The sequence below is a fragment of the Lysobacter sp. M2-1 genome, assembly GCF_022662495.1.
Taxonomy (GTDB): Bacteria; Pseudomonadota; Gammaproteobacteria; order Xanthomonadales; family Xanthomonadaceae; genus JAKPBU01.
In genome coordinates, this window is sequence record NZ_JAKPBU010000011.1 from 92,875 (window position 1) to 108,327 (window position 15,453).

The 15,453-nt window shown below is 67.4% G+C and carries 10 protein-coding genes and 1 tRNA gene; 8 read left to right on the forward strand and 3 right to left on the reverse strand.

Features of this window, described 5'->3' with window-relative positions:
* The first annotated feature begins 84 nt into the window (after positions 1–84).
* The 3 genes from MC375_RS15710 to rnt are packed head-to-tail and all read left to right on the forward strand — an operon-like array spanning position 85 to position 2,320.
* A complete protein-coding gene (locus MC375_RS15710; protein WP_242104364.1) occupies positions 85–909 on the forward strand; it encodes a DUF692 domain-containing protein in 825 nt (274 codons plus the stop codon).
* Positions 906–1,652 (forward strand): putative DNA-binding domain-containing protein, encoded by a 747-nt coding sequence (locus MC375_RS15715; protein WP_242104365.1) that lies wholly within the window; start codon positions 906–908, stop codon positions 1,650–1,652. Before MC375_RS15710 ends, MC375_RS15715 begins: the two co-directional genes overlap by 4 nt.
* A gap of 41 nt (positions 1,653–1,693) precedes the next feature.
* Entirely contained in the window at positions 1,694–2,320 is a 627-nt protein-coding gene (gene rnt / locus MC375_RS15720; protein WP_242104366.1) for a ribonuclease T, read from the forward strand.
* Positions 2,321–2,396: 76 nt separating this feature from the next.
* Here rnt and MC375_RS15725 read toward each other — a convergent pair whose 3' ends face one another.
* The 3 genes from MC375_RS15725 to rnr all read right to left on the reverse strand — a co-directional run bounded on the left by MC375_RS15725 (position 2,397) and on the right by rnr (position 6,832).
* Entirely contained in the window at positions 2,397–3,623 is a 1,227-nt protein-coding gene (locus tag MC375_RS15725; protein WP_242104367.1) for a P1 family peptidase, read from the reverse strand.
* Positions 3,624–3,636: 13 nt separating this feature from the next.
* On the reverse strand, positions 3,637–4,386 hold the full coding sequence (gene rlmB / locus MC375_RS15730) for a 23S rRNA (guanosine(2251)-2'-O)-methyltransferase RlmB (RefSeq protein WP_242104368.1): 750 nt from the start codon (positions 4,384–4,386) through the stop codon (positions 3,637–3,639).
* Between the two features lie 109 nt (positions 4,387–4,495).
* Positions 4,496–6,832 (reverse strand): ribonuclease R, encoded by a 2,337-nt coding sequence (rnr, locus tag MC375_RS15735; protein WP_242104369.1) that lies wholly within the window; start codon positions 6,830–6,832, stop codon positions 4,496–4,498.
* A 194-nt stretch (positions 6,833–7,026) separates the two neighbouring features.
* On the opposite strand from rnr, the gene MC375_RS15740 reads away from it, so the two are divergent.
* From MC375_RS15740 to MC375_RS15760, 5 genes are all read left to right on the forward strand, one after another.
* Positions 7,027–7,113, forward strand: a tRNA-Leu gene (locus MC375_RS15740).
* Between the two features lie 269 nt (positions 7,114–7,382).
* A complete protein-coding gene (locus tag MC375_RS15745; protein ID WP_242104370.1) occupies positions 7,383–9,689 on the forward strand; it encodes a glycoside hydrolase family 3 N-terminal domain-containing protein in 2,307 nt (768 codons plus the stop codon).
* Between the two features lie 91 nt (positions 9,690–9,780).
* On the forward strand, positions 9,781–12,027 hold the full coding sequence (parC, locus tag MC375_RS15750) for a DNA topoisomerase IV subunit A (RefSeq protein WP_242104371.1): 2,247 nt from the start codon (positions 9,781–9,783) through the stop codon (positions 12,025–12,027).
* A 145-nt stretch (positions 12,028–12,172) separates the two neighbouring features.
* Positions 12,173–12,829: a thiopurine S-methyltransferase gene (locus tag MC375_RS15755; RefSeq protein WP_242104372.1), complete on the forward strand. Its 657-nt coding sequence runs from the start codon at positions 12,173–12,175 to the stop codon at positions 12,827–12,829.
* A gap of 92 nt (positions 12,830–12,921) precedes the next feature.
* On the forward strand, positions 12,922–15,423 hold the full coding sequence (locus tag MC375_RS15760) for a penicillin acylase family protein (RefSeq protein WP_242104373.1): 2,502 nt from the start codon (positions 12,922–12,924) through the stop codon (positions 15,421–15,423).
* Positions 15,424–15,453 lie beyond the last annotated feature (30 nt).

The following is a 15,453-nucleotide window of genomic DNA, read 5'->3' on the forward strand; positions in this document are numbered from 1 at the left end:
CGCGTTTCCGGCGAGGCGCGGGCTCACGCCCGCAGACCGCCGTCGCACCGGACATCGCCCCATGTTTGAGATAGCGTCACCGGCGTGAACGCCATCACGCCCGACAAGAGCGCCGGCCTGGGCCTGCGCCGCGCCCTGCTCGAACCGCTAGGACAAGCTGCGCCCGGCAGCATCGATTTCCTCGAGTGCGCGCCCGACAACTGGATCGGCGTGGGTGGAAAACTCGGCGCGGCACTGGAGGTGCTGGCCGCACGCCATCCGCTCACCTGCCACGGTCTCTCGCTGTCGCTCGGCGGCCCCGACCCGCTGGACCAGGAGTTCCTGCGCCGCACGCGCGAGTTCCTCGACCGTCATGACGTAAGTCTGTACAGCGAACATCTGAGCTATTGCACCGACGGCGGGCACCTCTACGACCTGATGCCGATTCCGTTCACCGAGGAAGCGGTGAAACACGTCTCTGCGCGCATCCGCCAGGCGCAGGACGCGCTCGGGCGTCGGATCGCGGTGGAGAACGTGAGCTATTACGCCGCTCCCTGGCAGGCGATGGACGAGGCGGACTTCATCAACGCCGTGCTCGAGGAAGCCGACTGCGACCTGCTGCTGGACGTCAACAACGTGTACGTCAACAGCATCAACTTCGGCTACGACGCGCGCGATTTCCTGGCCAGGATGCCGGCATCGCGCATCGCCAGCTATCACATTGCCGGCCATTACGACCAGGCCGAGGATCTGAAGATCGATACCCACGGAACCGCTGTGAAGGACGACGTGTGGTCCCTGCTCGGCGACGCCTATCGCCTGCACGGAGTGCGTCCGACCCTGCTTGAACGCGACTTCCACTTTCCACCGCTTGCCGAGTTGCTGGCCGAAGTCGCCCGGATCCGCGAACTCCAGGCTGCGTCGCCGTGAGCGAACTCGGTCGGCAGCTGCATGCTTTCGCCGCACACCTGCGCGATCCGGCGCGGAGTCCGCCGCCGGAGGGCATCGAAGACCGGCGGCTGGCGGTCTATCGCGACCTGTTCGCCAACAACATACGCACCTTGCTTGCGGGCAATTTTCCGGTGATCCGCCGGACCCTCGCTGAGGACCGCTGGGCTGCGTTGGTGCACGACTTCTTCGCGGATTTTCGCAGCCACACGCCGCTGTTTCCGCAGATCGGCGAGGAATTCGTCCGCTACCTGCAGCAGCGGCAGCAGGCCGGCGCCGACGACCCGGCCTGGCTGGCCGAACTCGCCCATTACGAATGGATCGAACTGGCGCTGCAGATCTCCGCCACCACCGTGCCAGCTCACGACCCGCACGGAAACCTGCTGACTGGCATCCCGGTCGCCTCGCCGCTGGCCTGGCCGTTGGCCTATCGCTGGCCGGTGCATGCGATTGGGCCGGACCAGCTGCCTGATGAACCTCCGCCCGCGCCCACTCTGCTGCTGGTACGCCGAGGCGCCGACGGCGAGGTGCATTTTTCCGAACTCTCGCCGCTGGTCTACCGGTTGCTTGAATTGCTGGAAGAGGACGCTGCCCGCACGGGCGCGGAAACGCTGTCCCGGCTCGCCGAAGAAGCGCAGGCCGCCGATCGCGATGCATTCCTGCAGGAAGGCGCGGCGATGCTGGAGCGGTTGCGCGGCGAAGGCGTGCTCCTCGGCGTCCGGTAGCGCCCGCAAGTCAACTCGAACGGCTCTGCTAGGCTTGTTGCATGGAAAATCTCCTCGCCACGCAAGCCGCGATCCGGCCGATGAAACAGCGCTTCCGCGGCTTCCTGCCGGTTGCGGTGGACGTGGAGACGGGGGGCTTCGACTGGAACCGGCATGCGCTGCTGGAAATCGCGGTGGTGCCGATCGACCTGGACGAGTCCGGGCGCTACGTGTGCGGTGAAACCGCCAGCGCGCACCTCGAGCCGGCGCCGGGCACCGAGATCGATCCGATCTCGCTGGAAGTGACCGGCATCCGCCTCGATCATCCGTTCCGCCTTGCCAAGCCCGAACGTGCGGCGCTGGACCATGTGTTCGCAGCGGTCCGCACGGCAGTGCGCAAGCACGAGTGCCAGCGCGCGATCCTGCTGGGGCATAACGCCCACTTCGATCTGAACTTCGTCAACGCTGCGGTCGCGCGCAGCGGTCACAAGCGCAATCCGTTCCATCCCTTCAGCGTGTTCGATACGGTCTCGCTCGCCGGAGTCGCCTACGGGCAGACCGTGCTCGCGCGCGCCGTGCAGGCCTCGGGCGACACCTGGAACAGCGACGAGGCGCATTCGGCGGTCTACGACGCGGAAAAAACCGCGCGGTTGTTCTGCACCATCGCCAACGCCTGGCCGGCGCCGTAACCGCACAGCGAATCTCCGCACCAAAGACTCGGAGATCATGGGCGGGCTACGGCCCGCATGTCGCCGGCTCCCGCGCTCAGCGTGCGTCGCCGGCCGCGGCCGGATCATCGCCGGGTGCCGATCGAACGCCGTGGCGGGACAGGATCTCGCGCACCCGGTCCAGCGGAATCGCTTCGACCGTCTTGCCGTTGCCGCTGACCGTGGTCGCCATGAACAGCGAGTTGTACACCGCCTCTTCCACCGCGTCGACCGAGGCCTGGAACAGCGCGCTCATCTCTTCGTTCGCGAGTTGCGCGGTCTGCAGGCGCGTCGCGTCGTAGGCGCGGCGCACGGACGCGGCGGTGGAGAACGCCAGGGCGTAGTCGCCGCTGCCGTTGGAGGCGGAGCTGCCGGTGCGCCCGAGGCCCATCATCGCGCGCGAGGCGATCCGACCGAGGTTGCGATCGTCGACGGGGGCGTCGGTCGCGATGATCACGATCACCGAACCGTCGCCGCGATCGTCGGCCGGACCCGAAGCCTGACTCGCATCGCCGCGCTGTTGCGCGACCGCATTCTGAAAGGCGTAACGGTCCAGCTCGCGCCCGACCGGCGCCCCGAGCACCTGGAGCACCCCGCCGTAGTTGCTCTGCACCAGCACCCCGACGGTCCAGCCGCCGAGCGATTCCGGCAGGACCCGGGATGAAGTGCCGATGCCGCCCTTCCAGCCGAATGCGACGGTGCCCGTTCCCGCGCCCACGCTGCCTTCCTGCACCGGGCCGGTGCGCGCACCTTCCAGCGCGCGGCGCACCGCTTCGGCAGAGAGCGGGCGCGCACGGATGTCGTTGAGTCCGCCATCATTGGTCTCGCCCACGACCGGATTGATCGAGCGCACCTGCCGCATGTCGGGCCGTTCCAGCATCCATTCCGCCATCGCATCGGCCGCCTTCCACACGCACAGTGTGCAGGTGAGCAGGATGGGCGTTTCCAGTTCGCCCAGTTCGGCGACCTGGCTGATGCCGACGAACTTGCCGAAACCGTTGCCGACATGCACTGCGGCGGGTACCCGTGAGCGGTAGGCGTTGCCCTCATGCGGCAGGATGGCGGTGACGCCGGTGCGGATGCGTTCGCCTTCGTGCAGGGTGACCTGCCCGACCCGCACGCCCGCCACGTCGGTGATGGCGTTCCAGCGCCCGGGCGCAAAGATGCCCGGCGCGACGCCGAGATCGCGCGCACGCTGACGTTCCTGCGCCTGAACCGAAATCGGGATCGCCAGCAGAGCAACCGCCAGCACCAGGCAGCCGCGCAGCTTCGTGCAACAGGCCATGCACCCACCCTCCTTATTGACGCTGGCGAACCGCCTCGAACAGGCACACCCCGGCAGCCACCGACACGTTGAGGCTCTCGACGTTGCCCGCTCCGGGCATGGGGATGGACACCAGCCGGTCGCAGTACTCGCGGGTGAGCCGGCGCAGGCCGTCGGCCTCGCCGCCGAGCACCAGGGCCACGTTGCCGGTCAGGTCGGTGGCATAGACCGTTGCATCCGAATCGCCGGCCAAGCCGTAGATCCACACCCCCAGCTTCTGCAGATCGCGCAGGGTGCGCGACAGGTTGGTCACCCGGAACACCGGGATGCTGTCTGCGGCACCGGCCGAGGTCTTGCGCACGGTCGCATTGACCTGCACCGCCTTGTCCTTCGGGATCACCACCGCGGTGACCCCGGCGGCTGCCGCGCTGCGCAGGCAGGCGCCGAGGTTGTGCGGATCCTGCACGCCGTCGAGCACCAGTACCAGCGCCCGGCCCGCGGCGGCTTCGACCAGCGCCGGCAGCTCGTGCTCGTCCCAGGTCCTGGCGGCGGCATAGCGCGCGACCGCGCCCTGGTGGCGCAGTCCGCCTGCCACGCCATCGAGCGCCTGCTGCGCGACCCGACGCACATCGATGCCATGGCGGCGTGCATTGCCCTCGATCTCGCCGATGCGCGGGTTCTTCGCGCCGGCTTCCAGCAGGACTTCGCGCACGTTGTCGGCGTCATGCTCGATCGCCGAGGCGACCGCATTGATGCCGGCGATCCATTGGGAATCTTTGCTCATCTCTCGTCCGTAGGGCGGGCCCTGGCCCGCCGTCGCTTTCTCATTATCCCGATGGCGGGCCAGGGGCCGCCCGAGGTCCATCCGATGGCGGGCCTGGGCCCGCCCTATGTCAATACTTCTTCTTGCTCCGCTTCGCCGGCGCGCCGCGGGGCGGACGCGGCTTCGGTTCGCCGACGCCCTCCTCCACCAGGCGGAAATCGATCTTGCGCTCTTCCAGGCTAGCCTTGAGCACGACGATCCGCACCCGATCGCCCAGGCGGTACTCGCGCCCGCGGCGTTCGCCGCTCAAGGTCTTGCGGATCGGATCGAAATGGTAGAAGTCGTTCGCCAGCTGAGTGACGTGGACCAGGCCGTTCACCTTGGAATCGTCCAGCTCCACGAACAGGCCGAAGCTGGTCACGCCGCTGATCACACCGTCGAACTGACCGCCCACGTGCTGCTCCATCCACGCAGCCCGGTAGCGCTCGTCCACTTCGCGCTCGGCCTCGTCGGCGCGGCGCTCGCGCTCGGAGCTCTGCAGCGACAGCGTGGCCATCTCGCGCGGGGTGTAGGCATGCCCGGTCGGATCCTGCGGATCGAGCGCATGCTTGATCGCGCGATGCACGAGCAGATCGGGGTAGCGCCGGATCGGCGAGGTGAAGTGCGCGTAGGCGCCCAGCGCCAGGCCGAAGTGACCGAGGTTGTCGGGCTGGTACACCGCCAGCGACTGGCTGCGCAGCAGCACCGACTCGATCAGCGCACCGTCGGGGCGGTCGCGGATCTTCTCCAGCAGGCGGGTGTAATCGCCGGGATGGACCTTGGACCATGCCGGCATCGACAGCTTGAATTCCTTGAGGAACTCGAGCAGGTCGGCGTACTTGGATTCGGGCGGCCGGTCGTGGATGCGGTACGGCGCCGGCACCTTGCGCGAGAGCAGGAACTTCGCCGCCTCCACGTTGGCCGCGATCATGCATTCCTCGATGAGCTTGTGCGCATCGTTGCGCTGGAGCATGCCGGCCTGCACCACCTCGCCCTGCGGGCCGATCACGAAGCGCACTTCCGAGGATTCGAATTCGATCGCTCCGCGCTTCCTGCGCGCCTTCGCCAGCACCTGATAGAGCTGGTGCAGGCGCTCGACCTGCGGCAGCAGGCGACCGATGCGCGCCAGCGCGGCGTCGCGATCATCCACCGGTACCGCGGTCTCCGGCGCGACCGCATTCCATACCTGGGTGTAGGTCAGGCGCGCGTGCGAGTTCATCACCCCCGGGTAGAACTTCGATTCGGTCACCTCGCCATCGCGCCCCACCTGCATGTCGCAGACCATGCACAGCCGGTCGACCTGCGGATTGAGCGAGCAGATGCCGTTGGACAGGGTCTCGGGCAGCATCGGCACGACGAAACCCGGGAAATAGATCGACGTGGCGCGCCGGGTCGCCTCCTCGTCCAGCACCGTGCCGGGACGGACGTAGTGGGACACATCGGCGATCGCGACCACGAGCCGGAACCCATGGCGGTTGGGTTCGCAATACACCGCATCGTCGAAATCCTTGGCGTCCTCGCCGTCGATCGTGACCAGCGGCAGGGCGCGCAGGTCGACGCGCCGCGCCGCGGTCGCGGCATCGACTTCCAGCGGCACGGCGCTGGCTTCGGCCAGCACCGCGGATGGGAATTCGTGCGGCAGGTCGTGCCCGTGGATCGCGGCCTCGACCACCAGCGAGGGCGTGAGCTTGTCGCCGAGCACCGTAAGCACCCGGCCGATCGGCGGGCGCTGCGCGGTGGGCGGCTGCACGATCTCGCAGACCACCAGTTGCCCGTGCCTGGCGGCCTGGCTCGCGTCGGCGGGAATCTGCACGTTGCGCTGAATGCGGCGATCGTCGGGCACGACGTAGCTGATCCCGGCCTCGGATTCGAAGCGACCGATCAGACGGCTGATGCGGCGCTCGAGAACTTCCACGATCGCGCCCTGGCTGCGGCCACGCCGGTCCACGCCGGTGACGCTGGCCAGCACGCGGTCGCCATGCAGCACCTTGCGCATTTCGGAGGGCGGCAGGAACAGATCGTCACCGGTGCCGCTGTCGGGCCGCAGGAAGCCGAAGCCCTCGGGATTGGCGATCACCGTGCCCGGGATCAGGTCGAGCTGGGTGGCAGGTGCCAGGTGGCCGCGCCGGTTTTCCAGCAGCTGCCCATCCCGGCGCATCGCCGAGAGCCGCTTGTCGAGTGCGGCGCGCCGGTCCGGGGCGTCCAGGCCGAGGTGCGCGGCCAGCGCGTCGGCATCCATGGGGCCGTCCGCGGCGGCGAGCACCTGCAGGATGGCCTCGCGGCTGGCGATGGGGTCGGCATAACGCTCGGCCTCGCGGCCGGCATGTGGGTCACGGAACGGTCCGTCGTTGCGTGGCGCGGAGGCCGACCGGTCGGAGCGGCCCCGACCGGTGCGACCCGGGACATCGGACGGACCCGGCTCGGGCATCCACGGCGGTCGTTTGGAAGGGGCGCGCCTGTTCTGGGGTGCGGACGGCGACGGTTTTGACGGTGTCGAGCCGCGGCGGCCACCGCCGCGCTTGCCTGGGGATTTGGTCATCGCGCGGATGGTACACGGCGCTCCGGCAAGCCCCGGTGTGCGTTGACATCGCCTGCCCCGCACCGCAACATACGCGCCCACCCGCCCGGGTGGCGGAATTGGTAGACGCACTAGCTTCAGGTGCTAGCGGAGGCAACTTCGTGGAGGTTCGAGTCCTCTCCCGGGCACCATATGCAGATTCAAGAGACCCCGCCGAAAGCGGGGTTTTTTGTTGCCCGTATTCGCCTCCGATGCACACGCGTGTGCATCCGCCATGGATCGCGCAACGCGGCGCACTTGTCCGGGTTTCGAACCCGATTTCCCCGCGCGTTGCGCCGCGTTCGCATGCGTTCGCTTCCCCACCCTTCGCGCGGGCCCAAGCTGCGGTCCATCTGAAGGGACTTTGCAATGGGAGCGGCCTCCGCTAAGGTCGCTGTAACCGTTTACAACCCGAGCCGCCATGACCCTACCGACGTCCGCCGCGCCGCCGGCTTCGCGCTTTTCCCGCCGCGGGTTCATTGCCGGGGCCGGTGCGCTGGCCCTGCTCGGCCGCTCGCCGCTGGGTTGGGCGCTCGGCCCGTCCAGCGTGGTCCTGCCCGCATCCATCGAGGCCCTCATCGGCCGGATGACGGTCGAGGAGAAAGCCGGCCAGCTCACCCTGCTGGGCACCGCCCTGTTCGGTGACGCGGCGGCAGCGGCGATCAACCCGCAGGTCGAGGCGTCAGTGGAAGGCCAGCTGGCCGCCGCCCGCGCCGGCCGGCTTACGGGCATCTTCAACGGCTCCCAGGTCGACTGGCACCAGCGCCTGCAGCAGGCGGCGATGGAAAGCCGCCTGAAGGTCCCGATGATCTTCGCCGCCGACGTGATCCACGGTTTCCGCACCGTGTTCCCGGTCCCGCTGGGCGAGTCCGCGAGTTTCGAGCCGGAACTCGCGGAACGCACCGCGCGCGCGGCGGCGGTCGAAGCCACAGCGGCCGGCCTGGACTGGACGTTCGCGCCGATGGTCGACATCGCCCGCGATGCGCGCTGGGGCCGCGGCGTGGAAGGCGCGGGCGAAGACGTGCTGGTGGGTCGGCGCTTCGCGCAGGCGCGGGTCCGCGGCTTCCAGGGCAAATCACTGTCGGATCGCGACGCCATGCTGGCCTGCCCCAAGCACTTCGCCGCCTACGGCGCGGGCGAAAGCGGCCTGGACTACAACACCGTCGACGTGTCGGAACGGACCCTGCGCGAGGTCTATTTCCCGCCGTTCCAGGCGGGCTTCGAAGCGGGTGCGCTGTCGACCATGGCCTCGTTCAACGAGCTCTCCGGCGTGCCCGCCACTGCCAACACCTGGCTGCTCAGCGACGTGCTGCGCGGCGAATGGAATTTCCGCGGTCTGGTCGTCTCCGACTACACCGGCGACCAGGAACTGATCGCGCACGGCTTTGCCGCGGATGAGAAGGAAGCGGTGAAGCTCGCCTTCCTGGCCGGCGTGGACATGAGCATGCAGAGCGGGCTGTACCTGAAGCACCTTCCGGCATTGGTGGCCGAAGGCGCGGTGCCGATGGAAAAACTGGACGAATCGGTCCGCCGGGTGCTGGCGGTCAAGCACGCGCTGGGGCTGTTCGACGATCCGTTCCGGCGGATCAAAGTGGCGCCGAAGGATCAGCAGGTCACGCGTGAACGCGTACCGGCATACCGCGAACTCGCACGCGAGTGCGCCCGGCGTTCGATCGTGCTGCTGAAGAACGAGGGCGACGTCCTGCCGTTGAAGAAGTCGCAGAAGATCGCGTTGATTGGTCCCTTCGCCAGCGGCCAGCGCGACCTGGTCGGGCCGTGGACCGTCTTCGGCAAGGATGACGACGCCATCGATCTGGCCACCGGACTGCGCAACGCCAGGGCGCAGTTGACGGTGGTAGCAGGCAGCGGCATCGAGGCGCCGGTCGCGGGCGGCATCGAGGCCGCGGTCGCTGCCGCCAATGCCGCCGATGTCGTGGTGTTGGCGCTGGGCGAGCCCTCGAACTTCTCGGGCGAAGCCCAGTCGCGGACCGAAGTCGTCATCCCCGCGGCGCAGCAGGCCCTGGCCGAAGCGGTCGCCAAAACCGGCAAGCCGATCGTCGTCGTGTTGCGCAACGGCCGCGCGCTGGCCCTGGAGGGCGCGGTGCTCGACGCGCCCGCGATCCTGGTCGGCTGGTTCCTCGGCTCGGAAACCGGCAACGCCCTGGCCGACGTGCTGCTCGGCGACTACGGCCCCTCGGGCCGCCTGCCAGTGAGTTTCCCGCAGGAGTCCGGGCAATCGCCCTACTACTACAACCACAAGCCCACGGGCCGTCCAAATCCGACGCCCGAAAAGCTCGAGGAATACAAGGCGCGCTTCCGCAACCTGCTCAACGAGTCGCGTTTCCCCTTCGGGCATGGGCTGACCTACGGGAAGATCGCGTACTCCGATCTCGACATTGGCAAAGGCAAGCTGATGGCAAACGGCGAGCTCGTCGTGAGCGCCAGGATCCGCAACACCGGCACACGCGCGGCCGAGGAAGTGGTGCAGCTGTACGTGCGCGACCGCGCGGCCAGCATCACCCGCCCGGTGCGCGAGCTGAAGGATTTCCGCAAGATCACGCTCAAGCCCGGCCAGAGCCAGAGAGTGCGCTTCACCCTGCGCCGCGAGGACCTGCAGTTCATCGGCCAGGACCTGAAACCGACGGTCGAAGCGGGCAGCTTCGACCTTTGGATTGCGCCGTCGGCGGAGGCGGAGGGCGTGTCCGGGACGTTCGAACTGATCACCTGACGCTGTACGGTCACGCCTGCGATGGCTCCTGCGATCGCCATCCGGGCAACACCGGTAGAATCGGCATCACGACCGAATCTGCCCTTTCTCGATGACCGACGATCTGCCGCGCCCCGCCTTCCACGGCTTCGAACAGATCCCGCTGCGCGAGTACGCCGAGCGCGCGTATCTCGACTATTCGATGTACGTGGTGCTCGACCGCGCCCTGCCTTTCATCGGCGACGGGCTCAAGCCGGTGCAGCGGCGCATCATCTTCGCGATGAGCGAGCTGGGCCTGGCCGCAGGCGCCAAGCCAAAGAAGTCGGCGCGCACGGTGGGTGATGTGATCGGCAAATACCATCCGCACGGCGACAGCGCATGTTACGAAGCGCTGGTGCTGATGGCGCAGCCGTTCTCGTACCGCTATCCATTGATCGATGGCCAGGGCAATTTCGGCTCGACGGACGACCCGAAGAGCTTCGCGGCGATGCGATACACCGAGTCCAAGCTCACGCCCATCGCCGAAGTGCTGCTGGGCGAGTTGGCACAGGGCACCGTCGACTGGGACCCCAACTTCGACGGGACCCTGGAGGAACCGACCTGGCTGCCGGCGCGGCTGCCGCACCTGCTTCTCAACGGCACCACCGGCATCGCGGTGGGCATGGCCACCGATGTGCCGCCGCACAACCTCAACGAAGTGGTCAGTGCCTGCATCCGCCTGCTCGACGACTCCGATGCCAGCGTGCGCGACCTGTGCGAACACGTGCTCGGGCCGGACTACCCGACCACGGCCGAAATCATCACGCCGGCAGCGGACCTGCGCACAATCTACGAAACCGGCAACGGCGGCGTGCGCGCCCGCGCCACGTTTGTCAGGGAAGGCCAGAACATCGTGATCACCGCGCTGCCCTACCAGGTCAGCCCGAGCAAGGTGATCGAGCAGATCGCGCAGCAGATGCGCGCCAAGAAGCTGCCGTGGCTGGAAGACCTGCGCGACGAATCCGACCACGCCAACCCGGTGCGGGTGGTGCTGATCCCGCGTTCCAACCGGGTCGATGTCGAGCAGTTGATGGGGCATCTGTTCGCCACCACTGACCTGGAGAAGAGCTACCGGGTCAACCTCAACATCATCGGCCTGGACGGCCGCCCGCAGGTCAAGAACCTCAAGACCTTCCTGTCCGAATGGCTGGTGTTCCGCACCGACACGGTGACGCGTCGCCTCAAGCACCGGCTGGACAAGGTAGAACGCCGCCTGCATCTGCTGGAAGGGTTGCTGGTCGCCTTCCTCAACCTCGACGAGGTTATCCGCATCATCCGCAGCGAGGATGAGCCCAAGCCCGCCTTGATCGCCCGCTTCGACCTGAGCGAGGAGCAGGCGGATTACATCCTCGATACCAAGCTGAAGCAGCTGGCGCGGCTGGAGGAAATGAAGATCCGGGGCGAGCAGGACGAGCTCGACTCCGAACGCGACCGATTGATCTCTACACTGGGCAGCAAGGCCAAGCTGAAGAAGCTGATCAAGGACGAGCTGCTCGCCGACGCGAAGAAGTTCGGCGATGCGCGGCGTTCGCCGCTGGTCGCGCGCGGCGCGGCGCAGGCGCTGGACGAGACCGAACTGGTCCCCAGCGAGCCGGTCACCATCGTGATGAGCGAGAAGGGTTGGGTCCGTGCGGCCAAAGGCCACGACATCGATGCCACCACGCTCTCGTACCGTGATGGCGACAGCCTGCTGGCGACGGTGAAGGGGCGCAGCACACAGCAGGTGGCGTTCCTCGATTCCAACGGCCGCAGCTACTCGACCCTCGCCCATACCCTGCCTTCCGCGCGCGGTAATGGCGAACCGCTGACCGGCCGCTTCTCGCCCGCGCCTGGCGGCACGTTCCAGGCGCTTGCCAGCGGCGGCAACGACGACCGTTTCGTTATCGCCTCATCGCATGGCTACGGCTTCGTCACCCGTTTCGAGAACCTGACCGGCCGCAACAAGGCAGGCAAGGCGATGCTCTCGCTCACCCCGGGATCGAAGGTGCTGCAGCCGGCGATGGTCGCCGGGGTCGACACCGACCGCATCGTCGCGGTCACCAGTGCCGGTCATCTGCTCGCCTTCCCCGTGGCGGAGCTGCCGGAACTCGACAAGGGCAAGGGCAACAAGATCATCGAGATCCCCAAGGCCAAGCGCGGCACCGAACGCGTGGTAGCGGTGGCGGTGGTTCCACCGGGAAGCAAGCTGGCGCTCAAATCCGGCACGCGCACCATGACACTGTCGTTCAAGGAACTGGACGGTTACCTCGGCAGTCGTGGGCAGCGCGGCGGACTGTTGCCGCGAGGATGGCAGAAGGTCGACGGTCTCTCCGTCGAGTAGGTCGGGGTTACCCCCGGCACGATGTACCCGTGGGAGCGGGCTTTGCCGCGAATGCCTTCGCTACCGCTTCCGACAGCCCCGACAGCGTTCGCGACAGATGTCGCTCCCACGGCATCGTGCATACAGTGCACGCAATGGAGGATGGATGAAGGCTGATTTTTGGCTGCAACGCTGGCGCGATGGACAGATCGGCTTCCACCAGCAGCAGGCCACCCCGCTGCTCGAGCAATATTGGGACGCAATCGACGCGCCGGCCGGATCGTGCGTGTTCGTGCCGCTGTGCGGCAAGAGCCTGGACATGTCCTGGCTCGCCGCGCGTGGCCATCGCGTGCTCGGCGCGGAGCTGTCGCAACAGGCGGTGGAGCAGTTTTTCGCCGAGCACGGGCTCGACCCCGAGGTCCGCGACTCCAGGTACGGGCGCCACTACGCGGCGGGCAGCGTCGAGATCATCTGCGGAGATGTCTTCGACCTCGATGCGGATGCTCTGGCCGGGTGCGCCGCAGTGTTCGACCGAGCCGCCCTAATCGCGCTGCCGCCGGACATGCGCCGGCGCTACGCCGGTGTGTACGCCCTGTTGCCCGCACACTGCCGCGGCCTGGTGGTCACGCTGGAATACCCCCAGCACGAAAAGTCGGGGCCGCCGTTCTCGGTGAGCGAAGCCGAGGTTGTTTCCTTGTTCCAGGCCGAATGGTCGGTTGCGCTGCTCGAGCAACGCGACATCCTCGCGCGCGAACCGGGCTTCGTGGCCGAAGGCGTCACCGCGCTGGTCACCTGCGCCTACCGGATCGAGCGCCGCCTGTAGCAGCGGCCCTGGCCGCGACGGCCCGCATCACGAAAGCCCGTCGCACCGTAGCGGCGCTCCTACAATGACGGATGCATCTGGGGAGTAAACGCATGGTCCGCTGGTTCAGGCGTCTGGCATTGCTGCTGCTCGGGCTGATCCTTGTATTCGCCATCCTCGCCTGGTGGCTGCTTCGCGCCAGCCTGCCGCAGCTCGACGGAGAGGTGGTCCTCGGCGACCTGTCCGCACCGGTAACGATCCAGCGCGACGCGCTGGGCGTGGTCACCATCGATGCGGCCAACGAAACCGACGCGATGCGCGCGCTCGGGTACGTGCATGCGCAGGAGCGCTACTTCGAGATGGATCTGATGCGGCGCACTGCCGCGGGGGAATTGTCCGAGCTGTTCGGGCCGATCGCGCTGGAGACCGACAAGAAGCACCGTATGCATCGGATGCGGGCGCGGGTGATGCAGAACCTCGACCGGATCGCGGGCGACAAACTCCCGCAGCTGCAGGCATACACCGACGGCGTCCACGCCGGACTCTTCGCCCTGGATGTACGCCCATGGCCCTACCTGCTGCTGCGCGCAAAACCGGAACCGTGGCAGATGGTGGATTCCGCACTGGTCGGATTCGCCATGTATTTCGATCTGCAGGATGCGCAAAACACGCGCGAACTCGCATTGATAAAGATCCGGCCGCATCTGCCGCCTGCGCTGTTCGCACTGCTCGCCCGCGATGGCACCAGCTGGGACGCACCCCTCTTCGGCGAACCGCGAGGCGATGCGCAGCTGCCTGAGGCAGCTCTTGTCGATCTGCGCGATCTGCCCGCGCCGCCGCGCGACGGCGTGCAAGCGCTGGCGTCCAAAGGCACCCCAGGAAGCAACAACTTCGCCGTTTCTGGCGAACTGACTCCTGATGGGCGCGCGATCGTTGCCGATGACATGCATCTAGGACTGCGCGCACCCAATATCTGGTTTCGTGCACGCCTGCGCTATCGCGATCCGGCCGCACCTGGCGGTAGGACCGACGTGCAAGGATTCACGCTGCCTGGGTTACCGGCCGTCATCGTTGGCAGCAACGGTCATGTGGCTTGGGGTTTCACCAACGGTTATGTCGATAACTCGGATGCCGGAGTTCCCTGCGTTAAAGCACATGACTCGTGTCTGGAAGCACAATCCGAAAACGCACGCATCGATATCGAACGCATCCTCGTCCGCGGTTCGCCGCCCTTGGACCTGCACATCCCGGAATTTCAGCCCTTGCAATGGCCCGGCACTCGGTCGGCCATTCCGATCACGCAGACTCCACCCGGCGATATCTGGGTCGCGAACCTGTGGTCGGCCTACTCTCCGGACGCGATCTCGCTCGATCTGGCCAGGACCGCCACGATGCGTTCGGTCGACAATGTCCTCGGTAGCCCGCTGATCGGATTGCCGGCGCAAAATTTTGTCATCGCGGATCGGACTGGGCGTATCGCCTGGATGATTTCCGGAAACGTTCCGACTCACGTCCCGGGATGCGATCGCTATGCGCTTGCATTGCTGGGGCAGCCCAGACCTGTGTTGAACGAAGTTCGCGACATCAAAGCCAAAGGCGCTTCACTTCCGAGCATCGGTGCAGGGCAACAGTCCACGCATCCGGACCCAACGGAAGCTGTGCGCGAAGGTGAAGGTTGCGAAGGTCGCCCGATGACAGCGGCGGAAACGCCAATGCTTGCCGATCCGGACTCGCACCGCCTCTGGACCGCCAACAACCGCACCCTCGACGGCGAAGCGTTGCAGAAAGTCGGCGACGGCGGTTACGCACTCGGTGCGCGTGCAAAGCAGATCCGCGACGACCTCTTCGCAAAGGACAAGCTCACCGAACGCGATCTGTTGGCGATCCAGCTCGACGACCGCGCCGTGTTCCTGGAGCGCTGGTGGAAGCTGCTGGTGCACCAGGCCGCGGTGTCGCGCACTCCGGCGCTGGCTGCGCTCTCGGATGCCGCCAGCGACTGGACCGGGCGTGCGAGCACCGGTTCGGTCGCCTACCGGGTCGTCCGCGCCTGGCGCCTGGCCGTGCACGCGCGCATCGCCGACGGCCTGACCGCCCCGGCGCAGGCCGCGCTCGGCAAAGACTTCGTCATGCCCGACCTGCCGCAGCTGGAGGGCGTGGTCTGGCCGCTGCTGCGCCAGCGCCCGCAGCATCTGCTTTCGCGCCGCTACGACAGCTGGGACGCGCTGCTGGAGGATGCCGCGAAGGAAGTCCACGACGAACTCGCATCGCAGGGGCCGCTGTCCGCCCGCACCTGGGGCGAGCGCAATACCGCCGACATCTGCCATCCGCTGGCGAATGCGATTCCGCTGGTCGGCAGGCGGATGCTGTGCATGCCGGCCGACCAGTTGCCCGGCGACACGGCCATGCCGCGCGTGCAGGGTCCGCGCTTCGGCGCGTCCGAACGCATGGTGGTGTCGCCAGGGCACGAAGAGGACGGCATCATCCACATGCCCGGCGGCCAGAGCGGCCATTTCCTCTCGCCCTTCTGGGGCGCCGGCCACGACGACTGGGTGCATGGCCGGCCGACGCCGTTCCTGCCCGGCAAGGCGGAGCACACGCTGCGGCTCACGCCGTAGGTCGCGCTCCACCCCACATCGTGGGGGGGG

Coding starts and splice junctions, on each gene's coding strand:
- rnt (WP_242104366.1), top strand. CDS start 1,694: ATGGAAAATCTCCTCGCCACGCAAGCCGCGATCCGGCCGATGAAACAG.
- MC375_RS15725 (WP_242104367.1), bottom strand. CDS start 3,623: ATGGCCTGTTGCACGAAGCTGCGCGGCTGCCTGGTGCTGGCGGTTGCT.
- rlmB (WP_242104368.1), bottom strand. CDS start 4,386: ATGAGCAAAGATTCCCAATGGATCGCCGGCATCAATGCGGTCGCCTCG.
- rnr (WP_242104369.1), bottom strand. CDS start 6,832: ATGCCCGAGCCGGGTCCGTCCGATGTCCCGGGTCGCACCGGTCGGGGC.
- MC375_RS15745 (WP_242104370.1), top strand. CDS start 7,383: ATGACCCTACCGACGTCCGCCGCGCCGCCGGCTTCGCGCTTTTCCCGC.
- parC (WP_242104371.1), top strand. CDS start 9,781: ATGACCGACGATCTGCCGCGCCCCGCCTTCCACGGCTTCGAACAGATC.
- MC375_RS15755 (WP_242104372.1), top strand. CDS start 12,173: ATGAAGGCTGATTTTTGGCTGCAACGCTGGCGCGATGGACAGATCGGC.
- MC375_RS15760 (WP_242104373.1), top strand. CDS start 12,922: ATGGTCCGCTGGTTCAGGCGTCTGGCATTGCTGCTGCTCGGGCTGATC.